Source organism: Micromonospora sp. NPDC049903 (assembly GCF_044460945.1).
GTDB lineage: Bacteria > Actinomycetota > Actinomycetes > Mycobacteriales > Micromonosporaceae > Micromonospora.
The window spans coordinates 221,802-242,976 of sequence record NZ_JBITKL010000009.1 but is presented as its reverse complement, the minus strand read 5'-3'; the positions used below and the strand labels follow the sequence as shown (position 1 = coordinate 242,976).

At 72.3% G+C, this 21,175-nt stretch carries 19 protein-coding genes and 2 riboswitches; of the genes, 16 read left to right on the top strand and 3 right to left on the bottom strand.

The genetic code is table 11. The features are described 5' to 3' along the window. Positions 1–151: 151 nt before the first annotated feature. The gene (gene sodN / locus ACIBO1_RS17150; protein WP_396747261.1) at positions 152–556 is read right to left on the bottom strand and encodes a superoxide dismutase, Ni; all 405 of its coding nucleotides are present in this window, start codon (positions 554–556) and stop codon (positions 152–154) included. A gap of 241 nt (positions 557–797) precedes the next feature. Between sodN and ACIBO1_RS17145 the strand changes: the two genes are divergently transcribed. Both ACIBO1_RS17145 and ACIBO1_RS17140 read left to right on the top strand, forming a co-directional pair. Beyond that, on the top strand, positions 798–1,724 hold the full coding sequence (locus ACIBO1_RS17145; RefSeq protein WP_396747258.1) for a CDP-diacylglycerol diphosphatase: 927 nt from the start codon (positions 798–800) through the stop codon (positions 1,722–1,724). Positions 1,725–2,072: 348 nt separating this feature from the next. Then, on the top strand, positions 2,073–2,840 hold the full coding sequence (locus ACIBO1_RS17140; RefSeq protein WP_396747256.1) for a Crp/Fnr family transcriptional regulator: 768 nt from the start codon (positions 2,073–2,075) through the stop codon (positions 2,838–2,840). Between the two features lie 95 nt (positions 2,841–2,935). On the opposite strand, the gene ACIBO1_RS17135 is transcribed toward ACIBO1_RS17140, so the two are convergent. After that, a complete protein-coding gene (locus ACIBO1_RS17135; RefSeq protein ID WP_396747253.1) occupies positions 2,936–4,243 on the bottom strand; it encodes a hypothetical protein in 1,308 nt (435 codons plus the stop codon). Between the two features lie 375 nt (positions 4,244–4,618). Further along, entirely contained in the window at positions 4,619–5,158 is a 540-nt protein-coding gene (locus tag ACIBO1_RS17130; RefSeq protein ID WP_396747250.1) for a DUF4240 domain-containing protein, read from the bottom strand. A gap of 102 nt (positions 5,159–5,260) precedes the next feature. Continuing rightward, positions 5,261–5,390: riboswitch (cobalamin riboswitch) on the top strand. A gap of 99 nt (positions 5,391–5,489) precedes the next feature. Between ACIBO1_RS17130 and ACIBO1_RS17125 the strand changes: the two genes are divergently transcribed. The 14 genes from ACIBO1_RS17125 to ACIBO1_RS17060 all read left to right on the top strand — a co-directional run bounded on the left by ACIBO1_RS17125 (position 5,490) and on the right by ACIBO1_RS17060 (position 21,079). Next, complete coding sequence (locus ACIBO1_RS17125; RefSeq protein WP_396747247.1) at positions 5,490–6,545, top strand: peptidase; 1,056 nt, start codon at positions 5,490–5,492, stop codon at positions 6,543–6,545. A gap of 35 nt (positions 6,546–6,580) precedes the next feature. Continuing rightward, a complete protein-coding gene (locus ACIBO1_RS17120) occupies positions 6,581–7,075 on the top strand; it encodes a hypothetical protein (RefSeq protein ID WP_396747244.1) in 495 nt (164 codons plus the stop codon). Positions 7,076–7,200: 125 nt separating this feature from the next. After that, positions 7,201–7,270, top strand: a riboswitch (cobalamin riboswitch). A gap of 146 nt (positions 7,271–7,416) precedes the next feature. Next, positions 7,417–8,859, top strand: coding sequence for a prenyltransferase/squalene oxidase repeat-containing protein (locus ACIBO1_RS17115; protein ID WP_396747241.1), 1,443 nt, complete (start codon positions 7,417–7,419; stop codon positions 8,857–8,859). Beyond that, complete coding sequence (locus ACIBO1_RS17110; RefSeq protein WP_396747238.1) at positions 8,856–9,800, top strand: hypothetical protein; 945 nt, start codon at positions 8,856–8,858, stop codon at positions 9,798–9,800. The genes ACIBO1_RS17115 and ACIBO1_RS17110 overlap by 4 nt, the downstream gene beginning before the upstream one ends. After that, positions 9,793–11,037 carry a CbiQ family ECF transporter T component gene (locus tag ACIBO1_RS17105; protein WP_396747235.1) on the top strand — a complete coding sequence of 415 codons (1,245 nt, stop codon included), beginning with the start codon at positions 9,793–9,795 and terminating at the stop codon, positions 11,035–11,037. The genes ACIBO1_RS17110 and ACIBO1_RS17105 overlap by 8 nt, the downstream gene beginning before the upstream one ends. Beyond that, a complete protein-coding gene (locus tag ACIBO1_RS17100; protein ID WP_396747232.1) occupies positions 11,034–12,665 on the top strand; it encodes an ABC transporter ATP-binding protein in 1,632 nt (543 codons plus the stop codon). The genes ACIBO1_RS17105 and ACIBO1_RS17100 overlap by 4 nt, the downstream gene beginning before the upstream one ends. Beyond that, complete coding sequence (locus ACIBO1_RS17095) at positions 12,662–13,576, top strand: ECF transporter S component (protein WP_396747229.1); 915 nt, start codon at positions 12,662–12,664, stop codon at positions 13,574–13,576. The genes ACIBO1_RS17100 and ACIBO1_RS17095 overlap by 4 nt, the downstream gene beginning before the upstream one ends. A gap of 363 nt (positions 13,577–13,939) precedes the next feature. Then, on the top strand, positions 13,940–14,896 hold the full coding sequence (locus ACIBO1_RS17090) for an ABC transporter permease (protein ID WP_396747226.1): 957 nt from the start codon (positions 13,940–13,942) through the stop codon (positions 14,894–14,896). Positions 14,897–14,934: 38 nt separating this feature from the next. Beyond that, on the top strand, positions 14,935–15,726 hold the full coding sequence (locus ACIBO1_RS17085) for an ABC transporter ATP-binding protein (protein WP_396747223.1): 792 nt from the start codon (positions 14,935–14,937) through the stop codon (positions 15,724–15,726). Further along, on the top strand, positions 15,723–16,544 hold the full coding sequence (locus tag ACIBO1_RS17080; protein ID WP_396747220.1) for an ABC transporter permease: 822 nt from the start codon (positions 15,723–15,725) through the stop codon (positions 16,542–16,544). Before ACIBO1_RS17085 ends, ACIBO1_RS17080 begins: the two co-directional genes overlap by 4 nt. Positions 16,545–16,563: 19 nt before the next feature. Beyond that, complete coding sequence (locus ACIBO1_RS17075) at positions 16,564–17,742, top strand: ABC transporter substrate-binding protein (protein ID WP_396747217.1); 1,179 nt, start codon at positions 16,564–16,566, stop codon at positions 17,740–17,742. 122 nt (positions 17,743–17,864) lie between these two features. Continuing rightward, complete coding sequence (locus ACIBO1_RS17070; protein WP_161594958.1) at positions 17,865–18,656, top strand: IclR family transcriptional regulator; 792 nt, start codon at positions 17,865–17,867, stop codon at positions 18,654–18,656. A 51-nt stretch (positions 18,657–18,707) separates the two neighbouring features. Then, positions 18,708–20,192 carry an NAD-dependent succinate-semialdehyde dehydrogenase gene (locus ACIBO1_RS17065; protein ID WP_396747214.1) on the top strand — a complete coding sequence of 495 codons (1,485 nt, stop codon included), beginning with the start codon at positions 18,708–18,710 and terminating at the stop codon, positions 20,190–20,192. Continuing rightward, entirely contained in the window at positions 20,186–21,079 is an 894-nt protein-coding gene (locus tag ACIBO1_RS17060) for a nitrilase family protein (protein WP_396747211.1), read from the top strand. Before ACIBO1_RS17065 ends, ACIBO1_RS17060 begins: the two co-directional genes overlap by 7 nt. Positions 21,080–21,175: the final 96 nt, after the last annotated feature.

Below are 21,175 nucleotides of genomic sequence, written 5' to 3'. Positions count from 1 at the left end.
GGCGCCCTGCTGCCCCCCGCGCCGCCCCCCCGCCCCACCAAAAGCCGCCCCCCCCCCGGGGGGGGGGGGGCGGGGGGGGGCCGGCCCCCCCCCCCCCCCCCCCCCCCCACCCCCGGCTCAGGCCGGGCGGCGCGTACCGCCCGGCTCACGGTCACTGCTTCTTGATCTCCCAGAAGATGGTCGAGATCTCCTCGATGCGGGCCAGGAGCTGGTCGGCCACGGCCGGGTCCGCGGACCCCTTCGCGCCGCCGGCCCCGGCCAGCTTGGTCGCCTCGTTGAAGAGCCGGTGCAGATGCGGGTACGCCTCGAAGTGCGGGGCCTTGAAGTAGTCGGTCCACAGCACCCACAGGTGATGTTTGACCAGCTCGGCCCGCTGCTCCTTGATGATCAGCGAACGGGTCCGGAACTCCGGGTCGTCGCTCGCCTGGTACTTCTCACAGATCGCCTTGATCGACTCCGCCTCGATGCGGGCCTGGGCCGGGTCGTAGACCCCGCACGGCAGGTCGCAGTGGGCGCTCGCCACGGTGCGTGGCGTGAACAGACGTGACAGTCGCATGGCTTGCCCTTCTCCGTGTCCTCGACACGAACGCTAGAACCTCAACCGGCCTTGAGGTCAACGCGGCGGCCGGAGACGACGATCACGAGTCGACGGACACGATCAGGGGACCGGTTCCCGGCGTCGAGGAGGTTTCGAGTACTCCGCCCTAATGTCGACACCGCGTCCGAATCGTCCGTCCCGGCGTCCTGGCCCGAGACGGACACCGACGCATCCACACGGAGCGGGCACCCGGAGGCTGATGGTGGGCGACGACAGGACCGGCACGGAACTGGGCCGACGCCAGTTCGTCAGACTCTCGGGAACGGTCGGCGCCACGGGCCTGCTGGGCCTGGTCGCCGCCGGGCGGGGGCGGGCCGACGGCGGCTCCGCCGACGGGGGAGGACCCCCGGCGACCCCGGGTGCTCCCGGTGCTCCGGGTGCCACCACCTGTCCTACGCCCTCCGCATTGTGCGGCTACCCGAGCGACACCGGCGGTCGCTACGACCTGTGGGACCGGGTGCAGGTCTGCACCGGGGCGAAAGCCGGCCCGCCGTTCCCGCAGTGCCTGCGCACCACCGCGACGTACGTGGTCCTCAACGGCGGGTCCGGGTCCAACCACGACTACCTGCTCGTCCCGACCTGCCGTGTCAGCGGCATCGAGTGCCCGTTCATCACCACCGCCGCCGCCCCGAACTACTGGCTCGACGCCTGGCTCAACGCCCAACCGGGCCAGCCAGGGCACGTGGTCTATCCGCACGTCGGTCTCGGGATCAACTCGGCCGACCCGACGATCCGGCAGCAGGACCAGCTCCACATCCACCTGGCCGGGATCCACTCGGGCATCCAGACCCAACTGCAGAACCACGACGCGTCGATCACCAACAACCCGGCCCGGTGGCGTGACCAGATCGTGCCGATCTGGGGCCTCGCCAGCACCGGTGCCCCCGCCCCGCGCTCCTATCGAGTCCTGCACGTCGCCAACCTGAACGACGATCTCTTCCGGCTCCTGCTCGACAGCGTGGTGCGGCCGACCGGATCGACCATGGCGGCCCAGGCGATGGCGGTGACCCCACGCCTGATCGGCAATGGGGGCTTCTACGTCCTGAACAGCGAGCCGGGGCTGACCGTGCCGCCGGGTCAGCCCGGCGGCACCGGCACCGTCGACTTCCTGCTCGCGTACGCCTGACTCGACCAACCGGATACGCGTGTGTCGTTTTCGGCGCGGGTGCCTGGACCCGACATGCTACACCAGTCGGGGTGGCCTGCCACGTCGTGCGGGACGCCCTGGCGCGGTGGGCAATATGCGGTACGAGCGGTCATTTCACGGGTTGACTCCCGTGTCGAATCGGACCCATCCTGGCCGGGTGGCCATACCTGAGGAACCGTTCGGTCCGCCGGTGCCGGTAAAACGCGCGACTGACGGGCGGCCGGGCGACTCGCTAGCGTATCAGGAACGGACGCCAAGATCATTGATGATCCGGCGCGATCCCTGGGCACCCACCGCGCTGACGAGACATCGGGACGGTGAACGGAGATGACCCTGGCCAGCACGCGGACCGCCACGAGTGTCCTGGACGACATGCTCGTGCCGCGCGGATCCGAGCTGACGCTCCGCCTGATGAAGGGCGTGCGATCCGCTCTCTATGCGCACCCCGTGGCGGCCCGGCGGGTCGCGCTCGCGGCCGGCGAGCTGTTGCAGACGGACGGCGCGGACGGCCGTGTCTATTTCATCGACAGTGGCGCGATATTCCTGGAGCACTATTCTCCGACCGGCCGCCGAACCATTATCGACATGTTGTCGAAGAACGAGTACTTCGGCGAGGACTCGCTTCCCGGAATGCCGAACCAGTACATTCCCGCCGCCGTGGTCGACACGAATCTGATCGTGCTCGAAAACGTCGCCATGCGGGACCTGCTCGACGAGGCGAACATCTGCGACGTGTGGCTGCGCAGCCAGATGTTGAAAGCGCGCCGGCACCGCTCGCTGCTGTTACAACACACCACATCCGACTGCGAGGCGCGTCTGGCGATGCGACTTCTCGACCTGGCGCAGGGGTTCGGCACCGCGTCCGGCCGCAGCATCCGCATCGGCCTCAAGCTGCGCCACGAGGACTACGCCGCGATGATCGGCACGACCCGCTCCCGGGTCGGGCTGTTCCTGCAACGCTTCACCGATCGCGGGATGATCCGGAGAACGCCGTGCGGCGCCATTCACGCCGACCCGCGCCTGATCGTCGACTACCTGATGGAGCGGATGGGCCTGGGGTCGGGCCGGTTGGGCCGCCCCGACGCCGTCGCCTGAGCGCCACCCGCCATCCACCGGCCGGCACCCGTACGCCGCCGACTCCCACCCGCGACCACGGTCGGCCGCGAGTGGGAGTCGGCGGAAGCGAAGGGTCACTGCTGGCCGCTCGGCTCCACGACCGTCGGGGTCGCGGTGCTCGGGGTGGCGGAGCGGGCCTGCTCCCGGGCCGACCGGACGTCGTGCCGGCGACGCCGCTCCCGCGCGTTCTGATAGAGGCTGCGGCCCCACAGCAGCAGCCCACCCCCGTCGAGCAGGAAGCTGATCACCGCGATGGTGACGAAGTCCAGCGACCCCATCATGGAGTCCTGCCCGGAGACAAAGAGCAGGAACTGGTAGATGAAGCCCCACAGCAGCGGGATCCCGACGAAGATCAGGGTGAGCAGGGCCATGAACCGCCCGCCGATCCACGCCAGGGCGTACCAGCGCACCACACGCATCTCCCGCCGGGGCAGGCCGGACTGGTCCACCCGGGGCGTGCGCCGCACCATCCGCGCGACCAGGTTGCGCAGGTAGTCCTCGGTGTCGGACATCAGGTTCCGGCAACCGAGCGCGGTGGCGACGATGTAGTAGCCGTCGGTCCGCAGGAACAGGAACGTCTGCCAGATGATCCGGACCAGGTACGTGAACAGCAGTGCCGTGAGCAGCAGCGCGCCCCACTCCGGCAGTTGCAGGTAGCCCTGCCGGCCCGCCCAGAGGGCGAAGACGAAGGACGAGGCGAGCACACCGTCCACCAGGGTTCCGGCGATGAACGCGACGAAGCGCTGCCGCTTCGGCGCCATCCAGATCGTGCTCATGTCGGTCTGGACCACCAGGATGTACATCTGGTTGCCGATGACGAGCCGCGACGGTACGCCCGCCGCCCGCGCCGCGACCATGTGCGCGGCCTCGTGGATCGCGACCCCGACCAGGGTGAGGATGAACGTCGCCCAGGTCAGCGCCGCGAAGTGGATCGGGAACAGCAGCGTCTCGCCGGGCGTCGGCAGCAGGTCGGGATCGTCCGCGGCGAGGTACACGCCACCCGCGATGATCAGGACGCAGAGCAGCAGCACGGGGAGGCTGACCATGCGGCGGGCCACCGTCGGGCTGAGCCAGTTCAGGCTCCAGCTGCGCCGGGGGCGGGACGTCGCGGCCGGGGCGGGGGCCGGGGCGGGGCCGGGTGTGGCGGCCTCGCCGTCGACCTCGACGAAGCCCTCGTCGCCCAGGGCGTCGAGGAAGTCGGTGATGTCGGGCGTCTCGGAGTACTTCTGTTCGTACTGGCGGACCGCCTCGCCCACCGAGTTGCCGGCGGCCAGCGAGTGGAGCAGATCCAGCCCTTCGGCGGGAATCGACAGGAACACCTGTCGCTCGACGTCGCCGATGATGACGGTGTCGCCCTCCGCTCGGTGGTCGAACGGGCGCACTCGGACAAGTGTGTCTGGTGGGTAGCCGGCCATGGTCAGTCGTCCTTTTCGCTCATCTCATCCGGGTCGTTGAAGGCCGGCACCCGGAGTTGCCGTCCGGGTGCCGGCCTTCAGGTGTGTCACCGTCAGGAGACGACACACGCAGCGGCGACAGCGCTGGTCTTCACCGACTCCAGCCGGCGAACCGTGAGCTTCTTCATGAGAATCACCTCCCTCGCGACATCGGGCAGCACTACGGTGCCGGTCGCGGGAGAGATCGTCTGCTCACTTATGTGCATACGCCGATAGCGTGTGTGTGGCATTGAGGGAGTCGAACCGAACATACTTCACAAGCGACGCCGATCCGGTGGCGTCCTGGTCGTGCCGACCCGCGAGCTACGCGTCGGCCCAGCCGGCCGGATTCATGCACGACTCCCGGCTGATCCCCGAGCCGGTGTCCGGCCAGTCGCCGAACCGCTCGTGATGCAGGTGGGAGAAGAGGTAGCAGAAGCCCTCGCAGCCGGCGTCGGGCACCGCCGTCACCGGATTCGCCTTGACCGCCTCATAGAACTCCCGACCCAGCGCCACGATGTACCCACGCGCGTACAGGAAGCCGTCGTCGGAACCGTCGGTGATCTCGTGGATGTCGGCGCGGTCGATGTCGTACAGCTTGCGCTCCACGACCCGGTCGAGGGCGACCAGCTCGGTGCGGGACAGGTCGGCGGAGAGTCGGCGCAGCTCGGCGACGAACGGGTCGAGCCACCGGTCGATGGCGTACCCGTCGTCGTGCGCGGGGTCGCGGCCGACCAGGGCGCGGCGTAGGGCCGCCGGCTCCGGCCCCAGCGCGGCCCACGCCTGCTCCACCAGCGCCCAGAAACGGTCCTCCTCCTCGGCCGTCGGCAGCGTCGGGGGAACCTCAAGATCACTATTCGTCATGGCCGGACGATAGCCCCGAGCACCGACATCGGGAGCGGACGTGACGCACGGCGTGCGAGCCGTCGCACATTGACAGCGACGGTGGGGGTCGACAGACTGGCCCGACAATTCCACATCCGCGGTCACGTGTGGGGGAAGTCCGGTCGAAGTCCGGCGCTGGCCCGCAACGGTAGGCCGCCGGGGGATACCCCGGTGGCGAGCCCGAATACCCGACGTGCCCGCGAGTCCCTGCTCCTCACCCGTCGTGGCCCACGGGTCGGAGGCCGGCCAGCCACGTTCTGACGGGCGGGCCGGGTTCCTGACGACCGCCGGGCCGGAAAGGCGCGCCCCGATGGTCGTCCGCCTGAGCCGGTACCGCCTGCTCACCCTCCTCTGCGGCGTACTCGCCGCCCTCACCCTCACCCTGACACTCACCGGCCCGGCGATCGCCGCCCCCGCCCAGGTGGGCAGCGTCCGCTCCGACGCGGCCGCCGGTTGGCTGGCCCGCCAACTGGTCGACGGGGAACGATTCGAGACCGTCTTCGACGGCGTCGCGTACCCGGACCAGGGGTTGACCCTCGACGCGGTCTTCGCCTTCGCCGCCGCCGGTGTCGCCGACGACTTCGGCGCGTCGGCGCTGGCCTGGGTCACCCGGCCGGACGTCCGCGACGGCTACGTCGGCAACGGCACCACCGAGGCGTACGCGGGCGCGACCGCCAAGCTCGCCCTCGCCGTCGCGGTACGCGGCGGCGACCCGACCGACGTCGGCGGGGTGGACCTGGTCGCCCGGCTGCGCGGGTTGCAGGCGCCCGACGGCCGGTTCACCGACCGGTCGGCGTGGGGCGACTACAGCAACACGTTCAGCCAGTCCTTCGCGATTCTCGCGTTGCGTCGGACCGCAGCGGGGGTGCCGCCGTCGGCCGCCGGGTGGCTGGCCGGCACCCGGTGCCCGGACGGTGGTTACCCGGTGCTGCCGGCGCAGTCGGTCTGTAGCTCCGACGTGGACGCCACCGCCCTCACGGCGCAGGCGTTGCGGGCCGCCGGTCGGCACTCCGATGCCGCCGGGGCACTGCGCTGGCTGGTGTCGGTGCAGCGGGTCGACGGCGGGTTCGCCAACGCCGACGGGATCGCCAACGCCAACAGCACCGGCCTGGCGGCGCAGGCGCTGCGCGACGGCGGTCGGCCGGTGGCCTGGCTGCGGGCCCGGGTCTTCCTGACCGGGTTGCAGGTCGGCTGCGCCGGGCCGGCGGCCGACCGGGGTGCCGTGGACTTCGACGGCGGCGTCTTCGACCCGGGCACCGCCACCCGCGCCACCGCCCAGGCCGTCCTCGGTATCACCGGCACCGGGTACGCGCGGCTCTCCGCCGCCACCGCCGACCCCGGCGCACCCACCCTGCCCTGCCGTTGATCCGCACACCGATCCCCGTTCCCCGAGCCGAAGGAGTGCCCATGTCCCATGTCCAGAGTCCCGTCCGCCGGTGGTTCGCCGGCCTGTTGGCAGCGGCCGTCGTCGCGCTCGGCCTGATCGCCGTCGAACCGTCGCCGCGCGCCGCCCACGCCGCCGCCTGCACCGGCACGACGGGGGTCACCGTCGTGGTCGACTACGGACCGCTCGGCGGCGGCGTCCAGGTGGCGTGCGCGCTCGGCGACCCGGCCACCGGGCTGGCCGCCCTCCAGGGCGCGGGCTTCGCGGTGACCGGCACCCAACGATGGGGCCTGGCGTTCATCTGCCGGATCAACGGCCAGCCGACCGCCGCCACCGAGCCCTGCGTGAACACCCCGCCGGCCAGCGCGTACTGGTCCTACTGGCACGCCTCCGGCAGCGGTGCGGCCTGGACCTACAGCACGCTGGGCGCGACCAGCTACAACCCGGCACCGGGAACGGTCGAGGGATGGTCCTTCGGCACCGGCACGGCACCCAGCATCACCGCCCCCTGACCTGCGGATAGCCTGACGGGTCGCGCGCCCGCCGGGTGTCGACGCCGTCTGGCGCCGTAGGGCGACCGGGCGGTACGGTGTCGACACCCGGCGTGCCGGGCCACAACTGAATGCGTCCCGTTCGGGGGGAAGCCGGTCGAAGCCGGCGCTGACCCGCAACCGTGAGCGAGCTCTGTCTCGCGAGCCGGAATGCCCCGAATCGGACGAGCGGCTTCCACTGTCGAGGTCTACAGGGTGGAGTCCGGCCAGCCGACTTTCGGCACCTCGTCGCGACCACGCGTACGGGATGCCGCCGGTGCCTTCCGGAGCTTTCACCGACCGCTCTGCGAAAGGCACCCCTCATGCTCTCCTGCTCGCTCCGGCGCGTCGGCGCCGGACTCGGCGCCGCCACCGCCACCGCGCTCGCCGTCGTCGTCGCCACACCGCTGGGCGGGGTGGCCGCACCGACCGCGCCCCACACCGCCGCCGCCGGGGACGCCGCGCGCTGGCTCGCCGGTGAGTACGCCGACGGTGTCCTGCCCGGGCCGTTCGGCGGCGCCGACTGGGGCCTCACCGTCGACGGCGTGCTCGCCCTCGCCGCCACCGGCGTCGACCCGTCGACCCGGCAGGCGGCGACCGCACAGATCGCCGCGAACGTGCGCTCCTACAACAGCTACGACGACTGGGGCATCGAGGGCTTCACCGACGGCGGGGCCACCGCCAAGCTGCTCTACGCCGCCTCCGCCGCCGGTGGCGACCCGACCGACTTCGGCGGCTGGAACCTGCGCGCGGAGGCCCTGTCGCTGGTCTCCGGCGCGGACACCGGCCACCAGCACGGCCGGATCACCAGCCGCACCACCGAGGCGTCCGGTCAGGACCCGTCCAACACCTTCGACCAGAGCTTCGCCGTCCTCGGGCTGGCCCGCAGCGGCGGCGCACCGCAGGAGACGGTCGACTTCCTGGTCCGCCAGCAGTGCGCGGCCGGCGGCTTCCGGCTCTATCCCGACGCGGACGGCGCACCGTCGGCGAGCTGCGACGCGCAGAGCAACGCCACGCTCGACGTCGACTCCACCTCGATGGCCGTCCAGGCGCTGCTGGCCAGCGGGGCCGACGGCGCGGACGACGCCGCCCAGCGCGGAGCCCAGTGGCTGGCGGCACAGCAACGCGCCGACGGGTCGTTCGGCGGCTCGGGGCCGACCAGCGGCGCCAACTCCAACAGCACCGGCCTCGCCGGGCAGGCCCTGGCCGCAGCGGGTCGGGACAGCGAGGCGACCCGGGCCGCCGAGGCGTTGGCGGCACTCCAGATCACCTCCGGCAACGGCGGTGCCGCCGCGACCGAGGCCGGTGCCATCGCCTACAACACCGACGCGCTGACCGAGGCGGTCGACGCGGGCATCACCGACAACCTCCGGGACCAGTGGCGTCGCGCCACCGCCCAGGCGCTGCTCGGCCTGGCCCAGGTGCCGCTCGGCCGGATCGGTCTCGATCCGCCGCCCACCGGAGGCCCCACCCCGTCGGCCAGCGCGTCGCCCACGCCCACCGGCTCGCCCACACCGACCGCGTCACCGACGCCGAGCACGCCATCGACGCCGACCGACCCGCCGACCGTCGACCCGAGCGCCTCCCCGAGTGACACGCCGTCCACGCCGGTCGCCACGCCGACCGTGAGCACCAGCCCGGTCGCGGGCGGGCCGGGACGCCTGCCCACCACCGGCGTGGCCATCGGCGGGTACGTGCTCACCGCGCTGCTGCTCGTCGGCGGGGGAGCGGTGCTGCTGGTGCTGGGCCGTCGGCGGGCCACATGAGCGGCCGGACGGTCCGCGCGGCACTGGTGCTCGCGGTGACCGCCGCGAGCACGGCCCTCGGCGCGGCTCCCGCACAGGCCGCCGGTCGCGCCGGCCACTGCCCGGACGCCAACGGCGTGACCGTGGTGGTCGACTTCAAGGAACTCGGCGGTGGGGTGGTGGTCCGCTGCGCCCCGGGCGACCAGGCCACCGGTCTGGCCGCGTTGAAGAACGCCGGGTTCCAGATCGCCGGCACCCTGCGCTGGGGCGAGGGCTTCATCTGCCGGATCGAGGGCAAACCCTCGACCGCCACGGAGAAGTGCGTCGACACGCCACCGGCCAGCGCCTACTGGTCGTACTGGCACGCGCCGGACGGCGGTTCGTGGACGTACAGCGACCGGGGCGTGCTCAACCGCAAGCCACCGGCGGGCAGCTTCGACGGCTGGTCGTTCTCGCTGAACCGCAGCGCCGACAACGCGCCCCGGCCTGCGGTGGCACCGAACCGGCCGGCACCACCGCCGCGCACCACACCACCGGCACCGCCGCCGCCCCGCACCTCGGCACCGGCACCGCCGCCACCCGCACCCGCCCCGCCACCGCCGGGTGCCCCGCCGCCCGCCGCCCCGCCGCCGGCCGCAGGCGCACCCGTGGCGCCCGGCGTCGGCGTCCCGACCGGTGCGGCCGGTACGCCCGCCGCCTCGGCCCCGGTCGCGCCGACCGGGGACGCGTCCGCTCCGCCGCCGGAGGTGCCGCCGTCGGCGAGCGCCGTCCCGCCCCTGGGTGCCGCGCCCGCGCCGCCGACCGACCCGACGGGATCGCTCCCGCCGGTCGAGGTCACCGGAGCCCGGGACGGCGACGGTCTGCCGCTGGGCACCCTGGCCGGGCTGTTCCTGCTGGTCGCACTGGTCGGCGGTGGTGTCCTCGCGGCGCGTCGTCGGCGTACCGCCGCACCGGATGAGTGACCGGGCCGTCGTCGACAGCGGCCCGTCCGCTCGGCTGTCGGTGCGGTCCGGGGCTCGGACCGCCGGGACCTCTCGGCTGCCGCGCGGCCTGCATCCGGGCGCCTGGTGGTGTTGGGCGCTCGGGCTGGCGACGGCGGCCAGCCACACCACGAACCCGCTGCCGCTGGCGCTGATCGTCGCCGCGGCGGCGCTGGTGGTGGTCCGTCGTCGCGGCGACGCACCCTGGGCGTTGGCGTTCCGGATGTACCTGGTGCTCGGTGCGGTGATCGTGGCGATGCGGGTGCTGTTCCGCCTGGTCTTCGGCGGTGGCCAGGGCGACCATGTCCTGTTCCACCTGCCGGAGATCCCGTTGCCCGCCTGGGCGGCCGGTATCCGGCTGTTCGGGCCGGTCGCCGCCGAACAGCTCCTCGGTGGCTTCTACGACGGGCTGCGGCTGGCCACGATGCTGATCTGTCTCGGTGCCGCCAACGCCCTGGCCAACCCGAAGCGGCTGCTCAAGGCCGTGCCGGGCGCCCTCTACGCGGTCAGCACGGCGGTGGTGGTCGCCCTGTCGGTCGCCCCGCAACTGGTCGAGAGCGTGCTGCGGGTACGCCGTGCCCGCCGACTGCGCGGTGCGCCCGGGCACGGCCTGCGCGCCCTGCGCGGCATCGCCCTGCCGGTGCTGGCCGACGCCCTGGACCGGTCCCTCGCCCTGGCGGCGGCGATGGACTCGCGGGGTTACGGGCGCACCGCCGCCGTACCGGCCGGTCGGCGTGCTCTCACCGGTGCCCTGGTGCTCACCGGGCTGGTCGGTGTCTGCGTCGGCACGTACGGTCTGCTCGACGCGACCGTGCCCGGCTATCTCGGTCTGCCGATGCTGCTCGCCGGGCTGGCCACGGCGGTGGCCGGAATGCTGCTGGCCGGGCGTCAGGTGCGGCGTAGTCGCTACCGCCCCGACCGGTGGCGGCTGGCCGAGCTGGCCGTCGCCGGGTGCGGCCTGGCCACCGCCGCGGTGATGATGCTGGCCGGCACGGTGGACCCGGAGCGGCTCTACCCGCCGGTCAGCCCGCTCACCTGGCCGGAGTTGACGCCCCTGGTGGTGCTCGCGGTGCTGGTGGCCGTGGCGCCGGGCTGGCTGGCCCCACCGGCGCCGACGGCGAACCCCGCCCCGCGACCGCTGCCCGTGCCACCGTCGGCGACCGGTCGCACCGACCACACGTCGCGCCGCGACACCGCCCAGCCGGAGGCGCACCGATGATCGACTTCGACCGGGTCACCGTCCGGTACGCCGAGAGCCGCGAGCCGATGCTGCGCGACGTCCGCCTGCACATCCCGGAGGGCGAGCTGTGCCTGGTCGCCGGCCGCACCGGAGCCGGCAAGTCGACGCTGCTGCGGGCGATCAACGGGCTGGTGCCGCACTTCACCGGCGGCACCCTGTACGGCACCGTCACCGTGCACGGCCGGGACACCCGGGCACATCCGCCGCGCGATCTCGCCGACGTCGTCGGCGTGGTCGGTCAGGACCCGCTCGCCGGCTTCGTGACCGACACCGTCGAGGAGGAACTCGCCTACGGCATGGAGCAACTCGCGCTGTCCGCGCCGGTCATGCGCAAGCGCGTCGAGGAGACCCTCGACCTGCTCGGCATCGCCGAGCTGCGGGACCGCCCGCTGCGGACACTCTCCGGCGGGCAGCAGCAGCGGGTCGCCATCGGCGCGGTCCTCACCAGCCATCCGCAGGTGCTGGTGCTCGACGAACCGACCTCGGCGCTGGACCCGACGGCCGCCGAGGACGTGCTGGCCGCCGTCACCCGCCTGGTCCACGACCTCGGCGTCACCGTGGTGGTGGCCGAGCACCGGCTCGAACGCGTCGTGCAGTACGCCGACCGGCTGCTCTATCTGCCCGGTGACGGCACCGTCGTCGACGGGCCACCGGACGCCGTGCTCGCCGGCATCGAGCTGGCCCCGCCGTTGATCGAGTTGGGCCGCGTCGCCGGCTGGACACCCCTGCCGCTCTCCGTCCGCGACGCCCGGCGTCGTGCGGGCGACCTCCGGCAGCGGCTCGCCGACGCGTCGCCCCCACCGGCGGCACCGGCACCGGAGGGCGTCCCGGCGCTGACCGCGCGGGCCGTCGTGGTGCGGTACCCGGGCACGGTGGCGGTGCGCGGCGTCGACCTCGACCTGCATCCGGGCCAGGTCGTCGCGCTGATGGGCCGCAACGGCTCCGGGAAGTCGAGCCTGCTCTGGGCGGTGCAGGGCAGCGGCCCACGCCAGGGCGGCACGGTGACCGTGCCCGGCCCGGACGGCGACACCGATCCGAAGGCCCTGTCCGCCGCGCGGGCCCGCCGCCGGGTCGGTCTGGTCCCGCAGACCCCGGGCGACCTGCTCTATCTGGAGACGGTGGCCGCCGAGTGCGCCCAGGCCGACCGGGAGTCCGAGGTGCCCGAGGGGACCTGCCGGGAGTTGCTGGACCACCTCACCCCGGGGCTGCCGGACGACCGGCACCCACGGGACCTGTCGGAGGGGCAGCGGCTGGCCCTCGCGCTCGCGGTCCAGCTCACCGCCGCTCCGCCGGTGGTCCTGCTCGACGAGCCCACCCGGGGGCTGGACTACCGGGCCAAGCGGCAGTTCGCCACCGTGGTCCGCCGACTGGCCGCGCAGGGCCGGGCGGTCGTGGTCGCCACCCACGACGTGGAACTCGTCGCCACCCTCGCCGACCGGGTGGTGGTGATGGCCCAGGGCGAGATCGTCGCCGACGGCACCGCCGCCGAGGTCATGCTCGCCTCACCGGCGTTCGCGCCCCAGGTCGCCAAGGTCCTGGCCCCGCAGCCCTGGCTGACGGTGGACCAGGTCACCTCGGCACTGGCCCGTGCTGAAGTGACGCGATGAGCGTGCTGCGGGTCGCTCCGCGTACGGCTGTCATCCTGACCCTCGCCTCGGTCGCCGCGTTCGCCACCTTCACCTGGCCGTTCTTCGTGCCCGCCCAGCCGGAGGCGACGGCGCGGACCACCGAGGCGCCGCTGGTCTTCATCGTCGTCCTGCCGGTCCTGCTCGCCCTCGTCCTGGCCGAACTCAGCTCGGGCGGCATCGACAGCAAGGCGCTGGCGATGCTCGGCGTGCTCGCCGCCGTCAACGCCGCGTTACGCCCGCTGGGCGCCGGCACCGCCGGGATCGAGACGGTGTTCTTCCTGCTGGTGCTGGCCGGTCGGGTGTTCGGGCCCGGTTTCGGCTTCCTGCTGGGTGCCATCTCGCTGTTCGCCTCCGCGCTGCTCACCGCCGGGGTCGGACCCTGGCTGCCGTTCCAGATGCTGGCCGCCGCCTGGCTGGGGCTCGGCGCGGGTCTGCTGCCGTCCCGGTTGCGGGGCCGGGCCGAGATCGCCGTGCTGGCCGGGTACGGCGCGGTCGCCGCCTACGCGTACGGGCTGCTGATGAACCTCTGGTTCTGGCCGTTCAGCGTCGGCGCGGACACCCAGCTCTCGTACGTCGCCGGTGCGCCGGTGCTGGAGAACCTGCACCGCTTCGCGGTCTTCACCGCCGTCACCTCCACCTTCGGCTGGGACACCGGCCGGGCGGTCACCACCGCCGTCGCGATCGTCCTGGTCGGTCCGGCGGTCCTGGCCGCGTTGCGCCGGGCCGCCCGCCGGGCCGCGTTCGACGCCCCGGTGACCTTCGCCCCGCCGGCTGCGCCGACGGCCGGCCTCGGGTCGGGTACGCCCACCGGTGCGCCTATCGACGGGCCGGACGCGGTGCCGACCGCCCCGCCGGGACGAACCGGGGACGGTACGCCACCCGAACGATGAGCGGGTGTGTCCGGACGGTGTGGGGGTGTGCCCGGACGCGTTCTGGGACTGGCGGCCCGGCGTCCGCACCGTCCTGACGCCTCGTCGCCGTGCGGACGACGACGGCCGCTGGCACGCGTGGTGCCCGCGACGTCGCTCTGCGTGGCGGCGGGTGGTGGGCGTCCGCCCGGATCGGGGTATCCGCAGGTGGGCGCGGGTTACAAGGTCGTAAATCGTGATCTGAGGGCGGCTCCGAACCGTTGACGTGGCCTCGCTCACGCTCCTATGGTGAACCACCAGTTCACTGAGTGATCCGATCCGGGCGGGGGAAGCCGGCGGATCCCACGCCAGACGACGCTTCCGAGGGATTCGGAGAGTGCCTGCATGACCGTGACAAGAACGACCACCGCCGCGGTGGCCGCCCAGGGCGGACCTGCCGGTCAGGTGGACCCGCCGACACCACGCCGCCGAAACGCCCGACTGGCCGCCGCGAGCAGGAGCGGTCGCAACGCGGCCGGAGCCGTCCTGGTGGTGGCGGCGCTCGCCGGCCTCTGGGAGGGCTACAAGGCGTTGGGCCGGGCCGTCGGCGACGTCGTGCCCGGCACCCGGATCGCCTTCCCCGTCGCCACCGACGACCTGTCGATGCCGCACGTGTGGACGATCCTCGGCGCACTCGTCGAACCGGCCCGGCGCGGCGACGCGACCACACTCGGCGTCTATCTGCTCGGCGAGACCAGCGTGACGTTGCGCGAGGCGTTCTACGGCCTGGTGGCCGGCGCGTCGCTCGGACTGCTGCTCGCCGTCCTCTTCCTGAACGTGGTGCCGCTGAGCAAGGGGCTGATGCCCTGGCTGGTGGCGTCGCAGACGGTCCCCCTGGTGGCCATCGCACCGATGATCGTGATCTGGGGCGGCAAGGCCGGCGCACCGCCCTGGGTGGCGGTCACCGGTATCGCCGCCTACCTCGCGTTCTTTCCGGTCACCATCAACACCCTGCGCGGTCTCAAGTCGCCGCCGAAGGTCCAACTGGAGTTCATGCGCAGCGTCGGTGCCGGCCGGTGGCAGGTACTCGGGTGGCTGCGGATGCCCGCGGCGCTGCCCTTCGTCTTCGCCGGCCTGCGCCTCGCGGCGACGGCGAGCGTGGTGGGCGCGATCGTCGGCGAACTCTCCGCCGGCACCGGCCGGGGCATCGGCCGGGCCATCCTCACCTTCGCCTACTACTACTCCAACGGCCCCGAGAAGTTGTACGCCGCCGTCCTGGTCGCGGCGGCGGCCGGCATCGTCTTCGTGCAGTCCCTGGCACTCATCGAGCGCGTCGCGCTCCGGAACCGGCAGACCCGGTGACCACCCCTTCCGCCTCCACAACACCTGGAGAGACGCTGATGTCTGAGGCCGCGATCATTTCCGTGCGAGGAGTCACCAAGCAGTTCACCGGCGGAGACCGTACGGTGACGGCGCTTGAGGACATCGACCTGTCGATCGAGCGGGGCGAGTTCGTGTCCCTGCTGGGGCCCAGCGGCTGCGGCAAGAGCACCCTGCTGCGGATCCTGGCGGACCTCACCGAGCCGACCGACGGCACGGTGTCGCTCAACGGCAAGACGCCGGCCGCGTCCCGGTTGGACCGGGACTACGGCATGGTCTTCCAGCAGGCCGGCCTCTTCGAGTGGCGGACCGTGCAGCGCAACGTCGAACTGCCGTTGCAGGTGGCCGGAGTGGACAAGGCGACCCGGCGGGCCAAGGCCCACGAGATGCTGGACCTGGTCCGCCTCTCCGACTTCTCCCGCCACTTCCCCTGGCAGCTCTCCGGCGGCATGCAGCAGCGGGTGGCGATCGCCCGCGCGCTGTCGGCGGACCCGGAGATCCTGTTCATGGACGAGCCGCTGGGCGCGCTCGACGAGATGAACCGTGAACGCCTACAGGGCGAGTTGCTGCGGATCTGGTCGGACACCCGGACCACCGTCGTCTTCGTCACGCACAGCATCTCCGAGGCGGTCTTCCTCTCCTCCCGGATCGTCGTGATGTCCGCCCGTCCCGGTCGGATCGCCGCCAGCATCGACGTCGACCTGCCGTACCCGCGCACCGCGGCGACCCGGACCACCGACGCGTTCTTCGCCAAGGTCACCGAGGTGCGCGCGGCGCTGCACGGCGTCCCGTCCGAGCAGGCGGCCCGATGAGCACCACGCCGCTGACCCGGACCGCCCCGTCCGCCGCCGGGCTCCGGACGGCCGTCGGCCGGTTCCTGCCGGTCGTGCTCACCGCCGTGGTGATCCTCGGCTCGTGGCAACTGGTCGTCACGATCTTCGACGTCCCGTCGTTCATCGTGCCGGCGCCGGTGGAGATCTCGTCCGCGTTCCGCTCCGAGTTCGGCACGATCATGTCGGCCTCGGTGATCACCGTGCGGGCGGTGCTCCTCGGCCTGCTCCTGGGCGCGGTCGCCGGGGTCTCGGTGGCCCTGGCGCTCAGCCGCTTCCCGGGCGTGTCCGGCCCGGTGCTGACCGCCGCCGTCATCATCAACTGCGCCCCGATCGTGGCTCTCGCCCCGATCTTCAACAACTGGTTCGGGGTCACCAACCCGATGTCCAAAGCGGGTGTGGCCGCGGTGATGGTCTTCTTCCCGGTCCTGGTCAACACCACCAGAGGTCTCCTCCAGGTCTCACCCCTGCACCTGGAGATCATGCAGTCGCTCGCGGCACAGCCTCGACAGGTGGCGCTCATGCTGCGGCTGCCCAACGCGTTGCCGTACCTGTTCAACGCGCTCAAACTCGGCAGCACGCTCGCCGTGATCGGCGTGATCGTGACCGAGTACTTCGGTGGACCGAGCAACGCGCTCGGGGTGTACATCGCCTACCAGGCGGCCCTGCCCCGCTTCGAGTACGCCTGGGCCGGGATCGCCGTGGCCAGTGCCCTCGGTCTGCTGCTGTTCGGTGCCACGTCCCTCTTGGAACGCCTCCTGATGCCCTGGCACGAGTCCCTGCACGACAGCGACTCCTAAAGCCCGGATCCCCCACGAAATGTTGGAGTCAGATATGGCCCTGCACCTACGGCGGACCTCGCGGAGGAACCGCCCGATCACGATCGCCGCCAGCCTCACCGCCGTCCTGCTCGCCGCCTCGGCCTGCGGCGGCATGTCCGACGGCCCGAGCGAGTCCGCGGCCGAGGCCGCCAAGAACTGCGAGTCGACCACCAAGGTCCGGGTGGTGCTCCAGTGGGTCGCCCAGGCCCAGTTCGCCGGCTACTACGCGGCGAAGGAGAAGGGGTACTACGCCGAGGAGTGCCTCGACGTGACCATCCAGGAGGGTGGCGTCAACATCGTCCCCCAGCAGGTGCTCTCCGCCGGCAACGCCGAGTTCGCGGTCAGCCACGTCACCAAGACGATGGTCACCCGGGAACAGGGCGCGGACCTGGTCAACATCGGCCAGGTGTTCCAGCGCGGCGCGTACCTCCAGGTCGCCTGGGCCGACTCCGGCATCAAGGAGCTGACCGACCTCAAGGGCAAGAAGGTCGGGAGCTGGGGTTACGGCAACGAACTCGTGCTGTTCGCCGCGATGAAGGACGCCGGTGTCGACCCGACCAAGGATGCCGAGATCATCCAGCAGCCGTTCGACATGTCGCTGCTGCTGCGCAAGGAGGTCGACGCCGCCCAGGCCAAGACCTACAACGAGTACGCCCAGTTGCTGGAGACCAAGAACCCGGACACCGGTGAGCTCTACCAGCCGTCGGACTTCTCCGTGATCAACCTTCAGGACGCCGGCTACACCAGCCTCGAGGACGGCGTCTACGCCCGGGGTGACTGGCTCAACGAGCAGGCCAACCAGGACACGGCGGTGAAGTTCCTGAAGGCGTCCTACCGGGGCTGGGGCTTCTGCCGCGACGAGCTGGACGACTGTGTGGACATCGTGCTCAACGCCGGCAGCGCGCTGGGCAAGGGACACCAGACCTGGATGCTCAACGAGATCAACAAGCTGATCTGGCCGGCCGCCAACGGCGTCGGGATGATGGACCAGGCGGCCTGGGACCAGACCATCAAGATCGCGATGGGCGGCGGCGTGCTCAAGGGCGTGCCGGACTCCGACGCGTTCCGCACCGACCTGTCCAAGCGCGCCAACGACGAACTCTCGGCCGACGGCTTCGACGCCAACGGGAACTCCTACACACCGGAGACCGTGACGATCACGGAAGGCGGTAGGTAGGCGGGCGGGGGGGGGGGGGGGGGGGGCCGCCCCCCCCCCCCCCCCCCCCCCCCCCGCAGCCGATGGCTTCTGCCAAGATGTGGGCCGTATCCCACGGCTGACGGCGATTGATGGAGGTAGCGATGGCGCCCAGTGAGGCGGGCCTGGTGCGACGCACGATCTGGCTCCTGCGGGCGGTGGCGGCGCACCCGGAAGGTGTCGGGCTCAGCGAGGTCGCCCGCGAGGCGGGCATCCCCAAGGCCACCTGCTACCGGGTGCTCACCGTGCTGGAGCGGGAGAGCTGGCTGACCCTGGACCCGATCACCCGCCGCTACCGGGTGTCCCTCGGTCTGCTCTCCATCGTGGGCGGACTGCTCGACGGCGGTGGCGCCTACGGCCACATGCGGGAGGTGCTGCGCAACCTCGCCGAGGAGACCCGGGAGACCGCCGGCTTCGACGTGCTGCTGCCGCCGCAGGTGATGGTCGTGGCGCAGGTGCCGGGTCCGTCGCTGATCGGGCAGACGCTCAAGCCGGTACCCCGTACCCAGCCGGTCTGGGCCACCTCCACCGGCAAGGTGTTGCTGGCGGCGCTGAGCGCGGAGTCGGTGTGGGAGGACTTCACCGAGGAGTTCGCCGAGCACGCCCCGCCGGAGGTGGGCGACCTGGAGTCCTTCGTGGCCTCGCTGGACGCGGTCCGGGAACGCGGGTTCGCCTTCGCGTACGACGAGCTGGAGGTCGGGGCGGCGTCGGTCGCGGCGCCGGTGCGGCTGCGCGGCAACACGCCGTACGCGGTCTGGATCGGCGGGCCCACCTACCGGATCACCCGCGAGCGCATCGACACCATGGCGGAGTCGGTGATCAAGGCCGCTCGGCAGCTCACCGACCTGCTCAGTAACGCAGACATCGACATTCCGAGTGCCTTCGCCAGACGCTAGGGCACCCGCCGACCGCACGGCTCGTCCACGCGTGCGGTGAAGGAGGAGACAATGGCCGTACCAGCCGAGGTGTTGGCGGCGGCACTGACGGTGGTCGACGAGACCCCCAAGGGGCTGTACGTCGACGGCGAGTGGCGCGCGGGTCGGGACGGTGCCGTCCTGCCCGTGGAGGACCCGGCGACCGGCACCACCATCGCCGAGGTGGCGGACGCCTCGGTCGAGGACGGGCGGGACGCGTTGGCCGCCGCCGCCCAGGCCCAGGCCGGGTGGGCCGCGACCCCGCCCCGGGAGCGGGGCGAGGTGTTGCGCCGGGCGTTCGACCTGATCATGGAGCGCCGCGACGACCTGGCCCGGATGATGACCCTGGAGATGGGTAAGGCGTTCGCCGAGTCCCAGGCCGAGGTGGCTTACGCCGCCGAGTTCCTGCGCTGGTTCGCCGAGGAGGCGGTCCGCATCGACGGCGGCTACCTGCCGGCGCCGGGCGGCAACTCGCGGGTCGTGGTGATGCGTCAACCGGTCGGCCCCTGCCTGCTGGTGACCCCGTGGAACTTCCCGATGGCGATGGGCACCCGCAAGATCGGTCCCGCCCTGGCGGCCGGGTGCACCGTCGTGGTCAAGCCGGCCAAGCAGACCCCGCTGTCCATGCTGGCGCTGGTGCGGATCCTGGAGGAGGCCGGCCTGCCCCGGGGCGTGGTCAACGTGATCACCACCTCGCAGTCCGGCCGGGTCACCTCGGCCCTGCTCACCGACGAGCGACTGCGCAAGCTGTCGTTCACCGGTTCGACCCCGGTCGGCCGGACCCTGCTGGCCCAGTCCGCCGAGCGGGTGCTGCGCACCTCGATGGAGCTGGGCGGGAACGCGCCGTTCCTGGTCTTCGGCGACGCCGACCTCGACCTGGCCGTCGAGGGGGCGGTCCAGGCCAAGATGCGTAACGTCGGCGAGGCGTGCACCGCCGCGAACCGCTTCTACGTGCACCGTTCGGTGGCGCCGCGCTTCGTCGAGGCGCTCGCCGAACGGCTCGGCGGGCTGCGCGTCGGGCACGGCCTGGACCCGTCGACCGACGTCGGGCCGCTGATCGACGGCGGCGCGGTGACCTCGGTCGCCGAGCTGGTCGCCGACGCCACGCAGGCGGGTGCGGCGGTCGTCACCGGTGGCGGGCCGGTCGAGGGAGCCGGGCACTTCTTCGCGCCGACCGTGCTCTCCGGCGTGCCGGAGCGCGCCCGGTGCGTCCGCGAGGAGATCTTCGGCCCGGTCGCCCCGGTGGTGGTCTTCGACGACGAGGACGAGGCGGTCGGCCTGGCCAACGACTCCGAGTACGGTCTGGCCGCGTACGTCTTCACCGAGAACCTGGGCCGGGGCCTGCGGGTGACCGAGCGGCTGGAGAGCGGGATGGTGGGGCTCAACCAGGGCGTCATCTCCAACCCGGCGGCCCCCTTCGGCGGCGTCAAGCAGTCCGGGACGGGCCGCGAGGGCGGCGCGGTCGGCATCGACGAGTACCTGTTCGTCAAGTACGCGGCGGTGCGGGCGCAATGGTGACCCGCTTCCTGCTCGCCGGGGTGCAGATGGCGCCGGTCTTCGGCGACGTCGCGGCGAACATCGCCGGCACCTCCGCCTGGATCCGGGCGGCGGCCGACCAGGGAGCCCGACTCGTGGTGCTGCCCGAGGCGGCCTCGGCCGGGTACGTCTTCGCCGACCGGGCGGAGGCCGCCCGGTACGCCCAGCCGGTGCCGGACGGGCCGACGGTCACCGCGTGGTCGCGGCTCGCCGCCGAGCTGGACGTCTGGATCGTCGGCGGGGTGACCGAGCGCGACGGCGACGCGGTCTTCAACTCGGCGGTGCTGCTCGGTCCGACCGGGCACCTCGGCACGTTCCGCAAGGCCCACCTGTGGAACGACGAGAAGGAGATCTACGACCGCAACGCCGACGGCTTCCCGGTCTACGACACGCCACTGGGCCGCATCGGCATCGGGATCTGTTACGACGCCTGGTTCCCCGAGACGTTCCGCAGCGCCGCGTTGCAGGGCGCCGACCTGGTGGTGCTGCCGTCGAACTGGGTGCCGGTGCCGGGACAGCCGACGACGGCGCCCGCGATGGCGAACCTGATGTGCATGACCGGGGCGCACTCCAACCAGTGCTACGTGGCCGGGATCAGCCGGATCGGGGTGGAGAACGGCCAACCCTTCGTCGGCCGGTCCGTCCTGGTCGGACCGGACGGCTGGCCGATCGCCGGCCCGGCCAGCGGGGACCGCGAGGAACTCGTGCTGGCCGAGGTGGACCTGATCGGTACGCGGGCGCAACGGTGGCACAACCCGTTCAACCAACCGCTGGCCGACCGGCGGACCGATCTCTATGTGACCGGCGACGTCGACCGTGCCGGCGGTGCTGCCGTCACCGCGCTGACCTGCGTGGACGGCGACAGGTGAACCTCGCCGGATAGCCGGATACGTCCCTGAGGGCTATTGACTCGCACCCTCTGCAACGCCAGGATATGAACCAATGGTTCATCCAATGAACCACTA

Coding starts and splice junctions, on each gene's coding strand:
- ACIBO1_RS17145 (WP_396747258.1), top strand. CDS start 798: ATGGTGGGCGACGACAGGACCGGCACGGAACTGGGCCGACGCCAGTTC.
- ACIBO1_RS17065 (WP_396747214.1), top strand. CDS start 18,708: ATGGCCGTACCAGCCGAGGTGTTGGCGGCGGCACTGACGGTGGTCGAC.
- ACIBO1_RS17130 (WP_396747250.1), bottom strand. CDS start 5,158: ATGACGAATAGTGATCTTGAGGTTCCCCCGACGCTGCCGACGGCCGAG.
- ACIBO1_RS17085 (WP_396747223.1), top strand. CDS start 14,935: ATGTCTGAGGCCGCGATCATTTCCGTGCGAGGAGTCACCAAGCAGTTC.
- ACIBO1_RS17080 (WP_396747220.1), top strand. CDS start 15,723: ATGAGCACCACGCCGCTGACCCGGACCGCCCCGTCCGCCGCCGGGCTC.
- ACIBO1_RS17075 (WP_396747217.1), top strand. CDS start 16,564: ATGTTGGAGTCAGATATGGCCCTGCACCTACGGCGGACCTCGCGGAGG.
- ACIBO1_RS17110 (WP_396747238.1), top strand. CDS start 8,856: ATGAGCGGCCGGACGGTCCGCGCGGCACTGGTGCTCGCGGTGACCGCC.
- ACIBO1_RS17060 (WP_396747211.1), top strand. CDS start 20,186: ATGGTGACCCGCTTCCTGCTCGCCGGGGTGCAGATGGCGCCGGTCTTC.
- ACIBO1_RS17095 (WP_396747229.1), top strand. CDS start 12,662: ATGAGCGTGCTGCGGGTCGCTCCGCGTACGGCTGTCATCCTGACCCTC.
- ACIBO1_RS17125 (WP_396747247.1), top strand. CDS start 5,490: ATGGTCGTCCGCCTGAGCCGGTACCGCCTGCTCACCCTCCTCTGCGGC.
- ACIBO1_RS17100 (WP_396747232.1), top strand. CDS start 11,034: ATGATCGACTTCGACCGGGTCACCGTCCGGTACGCCGAGAGCCGCGAG.
- sodN (WP_396747261.1), bottom strand. CDS start 556: ATGCGACTGTCACGTCTGTTCACGCCACGCACCGTGGCGAGCGCCCAC.
- ACIBO1_RS17090 (WP_396747226.1), top strand. CDS start 13,940: ATGACCGTGACAAGAACGACCACCGCCGCGGTGGCCGCCCAGGGCGGA.
- ACIBO1_RS17105 (WP_396747235.1), top strand. CDS start 9,793: ATGAGTGACCGGGCCGTCGTCGACAGCGGCCCGTCCGCTCGGCTGTCG.
- ACIBO1_RS17115 (WP_396747241.1), top strand. CDS start 7,417: ATGCTCTCCTGCTCGCTCCGGCGCGTCGGCGCCGGACTCGGCGCCGCC.
- ACIBO1_RS17070 (WP_161594958.1), top strand. CDS start 17,865: ATGGCGCCCAGTGAGGCGGGCCTGGTGCGACGCACGATCTGGCTCCTG.
- ACIBO1_RS17140 (WP_396747256.1), top strand. CDS start 2,073: ATGACCCTGGCCAGCACGCGGACCGCCACGAGTGTCCTGGACGACATG.